3 protein-coding genes and 4 pseudogenes are annotated in these 5,214 nt (G+C 61.0%); 3 read left to right on the forward strand and 4 right to left on the reverse strand.

Features of this window, described 5'->3' with window-relative positions; all coding sequences use genetic code 11:
* Both AC1DGP_RS34710 and AC1DGP_RS34715 read left to right on the forward strand, forming a co-directional pair.
* A pseudogene (locus tag AC1DGP_RS34710) lies at positions 1-130 on the forward strand (IS630 family transposase); the annotation flags it as partial.
* Positions 131-142: 12 nt separating this feature from the next.
* Positions 143-295, forward strand: a pseudogene (locus AC1DGP_RS34715) (acyl-CoA dehydrogenase family protein); the annotation flags it as partial.
* Positions 296-1,246: 951 nt separating this feature from the next.
* Here AC1DGP_RS34715 and AC1DGP_RS34720 read toward each other — a convergent pair.
* Together AC1DGP_RS34720 and AC1DGP_RS34725 are read right to left on the reverse strand one after the other, a co-directional pair.
* Positions 1,247-1,448 (reverse strand): annotated as a pseudogene (locus tag AC1DGP_RS34720) (DDE-type integrase/transposase/recombinase); the annotation flags it as partial.
* 686 nt (positions 1,449-2,134) lie between these two features.
* Positions 2,135-3,679 (reverse strand): DUF4236 domain-containing protein, encoded by a 1,545-nt coding sequence (locus AC1DGP_RS34725; RefSeq protein WP_476833239.1) that lies wholly within the window; start codon positions 3,677-3,679, stop codon positions 2,135-2,137.
* Between the two features lie 144 nt (positions 3,680-3,823).
* On the opposite strand from AC1DGP_RS34725, the gene AC1DGP_RS34730 reads away from it, so the two are divergent.
* Complete coding sequence (locus AC1DGP_RS34730) at positions 3,824-4,063, forward strand: hypothetical protein (protein WP_441508763.1); 240 nt, start codon at positions 3,824-3,826, stop codon at positions 4,061-4,063.
* Between the two features lie 192 nt (positions 4,064-4,255).
* Here the strand turns inward: AC1DGP_RS34730 and AC1DGP_RS34735 are convergent, their stop codons facing one another.
* Together AC1DGP_RS34735 and AC1DGP_RS34740 are read right to left on the reverse strand one after the other, a co-directional pair.
* A complete protein-coding gene (locus AC1DGP_RS34735) occupies positions 4,256-4,597 on the reverse strand; it encodes a hypothetical protein (protein WP_441508762.1) in 342 nt (113 codons plus the stop codon).
* A 486-nt stretch (positions 4,598-5,083) separates the two neighbouring features.
* Positions 5,084-5,214, reverse strand: a pseudogene (locus tag AC1DGP_RS34740) (IS630 family transposase); the annotation flags it as partial.

Here is a 5,214-nt window from a genome sequence, read left to right on the forward strand (position 1 = left end):
GGCGCTCCTGCGAAAAGCAGCCGAGCGAACCGTCGAAGGCCTCTGGCGAACCATCGGAACAATCCTCGACGCCTTCACTCCCGACGAATGCAAAAACTACTTCAGGGCTGCCGGATATGAGCCGGAATAACGTGAAAATGCTCTAGCGGGCGGTGCATCGTTCTATCGTGTGAGAGGACTCGAACGCCGCTTTCGCGACATACAGGGCGCACGCTTTCACCCTCTCCAGGCCGGTCCTCAGGCTCGCTATGCCGGAGCGATAGCATTAGGCCTGCGGACAGAGGCGATTTTCTGACGGATTAGACGCTGAAGAGGCGCCCTGAATACCATACCGGACCAGAACGCACTGAGCGGAAGCGGCTTCTCAAGCTTCCGTTAAATGCAGGGGCCGCCTGCGCGCGTTCGAATCGCCGCTGCCCTTCCCGACGCCGCTGGATCAAAAGCTCGGCGGGACTGGCCAAGGYGAAGGTGCGCGGCCGCCCCAAGGTCGATGCCGCGTTCACTCTGGCGCKGGCCGYYTACAACCTGATCCGYCTGCCCAAGCTTCTGGCGGCCCCGGCATGATCAAGGGCAAGTGGCGGATCGTCGAGATGGCTGTGTGGGATACCGTTCCTCGACATGATGGAGCCGGCCTACATCCTYTTCGMRGGCAWGACAGGCGGCGAGTTCGCCTTCGGCTGCGTCACCGGCCAGYTKCRCTGCCGCGAGATCGGTCCGATCGTTATGATACTGCCGAGATGGCATCCTGCGCCAGATTAATTGCACACCACTGTGAAAAAACCCCGTAGAGGCCGTTGCGGAGCCTCTACGGGGGTTCCCCAGCCGGAAACGTAACCCATGGGAGAGCTGGGTTATCGGGAAGCCTTGGAGGGCTCCTGCCGTCGAAGCGTCTCAGGGGAGGTGGCGCAATGCCACATGGTGCTCACGAAAGGCAGTTTCGTCAAGTACGGACAAGATTAGCCAACGCTAATTCGTGCCTGGCTCCGTCGGAAGAAACATTTGGCTGCGTTGATCTCAGGGCCACGCGTGGCGGCGATGAAGAGGCTCAGGCTTTTCGTCGCGGAAATACCGTCGGTCATCATGTGCGCGACGGTCGCGGCCGTGACCTCATCGAGCGCCCTGCACCAGCCTGGCGGCGCGGTCTCGATGGCGTCATGAGCGCGCATCGCTTCGAGGGCGGCCTCCACCGGCTCGGTCGCAATTCCGGAAATTGGACGGGAAGAGCGGCGCCCGTGGGCCCAGACCAGGCAGCGAGCGTTTCGAATTGCTCGGCAATTGACGGGCCCGGCTTGTAGGCAAATCTCGCCGGTCTTTTGCGCATCATGTGGACCACCTCGATGCCGGACAGGATCGCCTCGGCGCTCCCCACCAAGCCGAGCAATGGAACGGATGCGGCGCTTGATGCGCCGATGATCCCGTTCGATCCGATTGTTGAGGTATCGGCTCTTGAGGAAATGCGGAGTGAGGAAGGCGCTTCGCCAGATCAGCTGCTACCTGCCGACAGAAAGGCCGATAGCTGCGCTCGCCCCGCCGGATCTTCCCGCTTCGCCTGCGTCCTGCACATCAGCCACAAGCGGCAGCCACCTCCTCCGACGCCCCCATGGCGCCGTCGAGACGCGAATATGCGAGCTGGCGGAGATGGTGGGGTGCAAGTGAGCCGTCCCAGTGGATCGAATTGCTCTCAATCATTTTGTCGAGCGTTAATCTGTTGGCATCAGCATGCTCGCCATGAGCKATTACCGTAAATGCCGAGCCTTCTTGGTTGAGGCGTTCCTCGCCCTTGATAACGATAGTCTCGAAGACGAGCGGCTGTGCCGCGCCATCGAACTTCTGCTTGATGCGGTGGCCCTCACTGAACGGGATGCGCGGCCGTCGAATATCGTGCGACTTCTGCCTCGATCGAACGTTTCAAAGACACTTCAGGCTCGAATGCCGGGAACGTAACGACTCGCACATCAGGAATCGTAGCTGCCGGCTCGTGCTGCGAGACGACCGTCCGGACTGGCACCCTGGACGGCCTTCAGGTCGGGGGCGGGAATGAGGCGGCAGGTGTAACAGGCTGCCGACGCGGTATCGCAATACTCAAACTCACAAGCTTACGACGGTGAGGCCCCCGAGAAGGTAATTTGCGCGGTCACGGCTTTTTCAGGAGAACCGTGTTCACCCAGCCCCAAGGCTGCTCATCCCCGACCTCTATCCATCTTCCGTCTCGTCTGAAAACGCTGACGATCGCTCCTTTCGGCGCGACCCGCAGGGATGCAGAGGATCGCACAGGTCCTGATCGGACGTTGGCATGCTGGAGGAGAACGAGCCGCTCACGTGGCTGAGCTTGATTCGTCGAGAGGGCTCCGACCTGTGGAGCCGTAGCGACAGGCCTCACTGGCGCGACCGAGATTTGGGTTGAGGGGAGGCCGGCTATGCGCGCTTCCGCCGGGTTCGAGCGGAGGGCGGCGATGATCGGGGGCGAGGTCGGAGGCTGTTGGCGCCACGAAGACGCCAAAATGGGTGCGACAGCGAGCGCGACAGGAATGAGGATGAGTTCATAAGCGCCGCTGACCCGTTGGAGTTCTGGCAGGGGTTTCTCGAACTCCGGGGCGGGTGTAGATCGCATCGCAGGCGGCGGAGCGTCGCCGGGTTGTGAATTAGCGGCCTGACGGATCAGGGCCGATTTGAAAGCCGCGAGCGCATCGGCAAACCGAAATGCCGCTTCGCAGTTGCTTGCCAAAAATACCTCATGGAGCCCCTTTCCGCTGGTGATGGTGATCTGGCCATATTTGGCGATCGGAAGCTGGTCGTTGAGCCGTCCATCGGGTGATCGATCCTTGCTGGAATTGGCCGATACATGGTCGATCACCTGCGCGTCCGCGGGAACGGCTTCACTTTCGATGAACGGGACATCTGTCGCTTCGACAAAGACGTCACGGAAATCGATCACGGCGTAATCGCTGGCGCCTTTTGAGCGCATCAGGACGAAGCCGCCGAAGATATCGAGATTGTCTCCGTTTGCGTTCTCGAGGCGGACCCCAGGAGAGCCTGAGATAATTCCATCCAAGATGGGATGCAGCCGAACCTGGTATCGTGTGACGGCCGACGAAGAAGTGGGTCTCTCCTTGGCCCGTTCGTCCTCGCTCGACGAGGCTACGTCCCAGAGATAGTCGGAGCGAGCCAAGGCAGCATGGGAGTACTCCACTTCGACCCAAGTGCTCCAGGCATCCTCATCGAGTTCGATCTCAATCCCGATTTCGCTGGCAGAGAGCGCAGACAGCACTTTCCTGGCTTCGATCTCCGTCTCTTCAAAGGCCCAGCGGAGCTTTGGGATTGATGACTTCGGGAACCATCTGAGCGGGGGTTGTTCGCGCCGGCATAACTTCCTCCAGGCCGACTTGCGGCTTCTGAGCGCTGCCCGGTAATCCGATTGGAGGGCCGCCTTCTGATGAGCCGCATCATTGATCAAGTCCTTTAGGCCCTGAAGATCCGAACTTGTCAGCTGCGCGCCCCCCTTGCTGTGTATCTCGCGGGGACGTTGGAACTCGGACGGTCGGGCTTCGAGTGTCAGGGAACTGTCGAGAGGTCCGGTGGTGGTCCCGCGTACAGCCGCGGAAACGCTGATGCCGGTTTTGCTGAAGGTCAGCCGAACACCAGGAAACGTACGCACTGAATGACCGAAGCGGAACCTCATAGGTGAGCGCCCCAACAAAACGTGACTGGCAGGTTACGGTATCAGGCGGCGCTGGTCAGTTCACGACGCCGACATCTCGCAACTCAACACCATGGGTTGAGGAGCCGAGGCGAAGATCGCGATGTCGACACTGTTCCCGAGACAATGTCGGAGGCGGACTACGGAGCGGTTGGCACCAGCGTCGAGGCGCACGCCAAGCCGCATGGCTGGCATCATGGCCAGTCGCATCACGCCATGTATCGCTATGGCCTCCGCCGCCATTATGGCTGGAATCGCGGCCATCACCGCGGCTGGTACAAGCATCACCGTCACCACGCCAACTACGGCGGCTGTCGGATAGCGGCCACGCATTTGCCGCAGCACTCGGTTTCCAAGAAGGCCTGAAGCCCCGCCGGCTGAAGACGGCCTACGTCCCTGCGCATTGCTCGCTGGAGCGCTAGGGCCATCCCCAACAACGGGCGGCCTACTGCCCCCACGTCGCGTGCTGACTTGCCCCAGACATGCGCGAGGCCAGCCCTTCTGCGGCCGGTCGTGGGATGGGTGCCGGCTGGGCCTCAATCCCGCCCTGGTGAATCGTCAGTCCTTGGCCCTCTCGTTGCGCGCCACTCTCTTACGAAGCTCGTCGGGGCTGACATCGACGCCGTCCCAGACATGCCCGTCACGGATTTCGGCAATGTATCGCGCGACAATCTGCTTCGCCTCTTCGGGGGTTTCGGCGACATTGGTAATGACGCGGTGGTTGGCATTGTCGCGAGCCGCAAAATGCCGAGACACACTCCCGTCAGGATAGGTCACAGGCGTGATCACAAACGGCGCATCCATCCAGTGACCCGGCGCGCTCATCCAGATCGGAACGTCGCCCGATGTCATGCCCCTGAACTGGTGCCAGACCAGTTGCCAGTCAGGAAAACCGCTCATGTCAGTGTGTTCCTCGATCCTTGACCGCGCTCCTTGTCCGTGAGGATGTTGCACAGGATCCGCCGGATCCGAAAATCAAAAACAGCCGCCAGAGCCGCGCTAGCCGCACGGCATCAGATGGTGCAACGAGCAGGACGTAGAGGATCGTCCGTGGGCGCGTCGGCTGCGCAATTTGGCCCAACTCCACGAACCGCGATGGCGTCGCGCCAGTCGATCCACTAACAATGTCGGATCGCCCCGCGGAAGCGGGTGACTATCAAACGCGCGATATCGACCTCTTCAAGCTTCTCTCTCCGCATGTCTGCCGCGCGCTTTAAGGCGGACCTCCGCGAAATGCGTGGCCTCAGCGTCGGCGGCTTGTTATTTTCGGCCAATTCTTTGCTCGCTCCAGCCTGAGTGGGTTTGGCCCCGAACATGGAAATGGGAGTTCGGCGGCTTTGCCACACGATCTGACCTCCCTCCCAACGACGCTAGAGCATTTTCACGTTATTCCGGCTCATATCCGGCAGCCCTGAAGTAGTTTTTGCATTCGTCGGGAGTGAAGGCGTCGAGGATTGTTCCGATGGTTCGCCAGAGGCCTTCGACGGTTCGCTCGGCTGCTTTTCGCAGGAGCGCCT

The sequence above is a fragment of the Allobosea sp. 05T433 genome (assembly GCF_056396065.1).

Coding starts and splice junctions, on each gene's coding strand:
- AC1DGP_RS34725 (WP_476833239.1), bottom strand. CDS start 3,679: ATGAGGTTCCGCTTCGGTCATTCAGTGCGTACGTTTCCTGGTGTTCGG.
- AC1DGP_RS34730 (WP_441508763.1), top strand. CDS start 3,824: ATGTCGGAGGCGGACTACGGAGCGGTTGGCACCAGCGTCGAGGCGCAC.
- AC1DGP_RS34735 (WP_441508762.1), bottom strand. CDS start 4,597: ATGAGCGGTTTTCCTGACTGGCAACTGGTCTGGCACCAGTTCAGGGGC.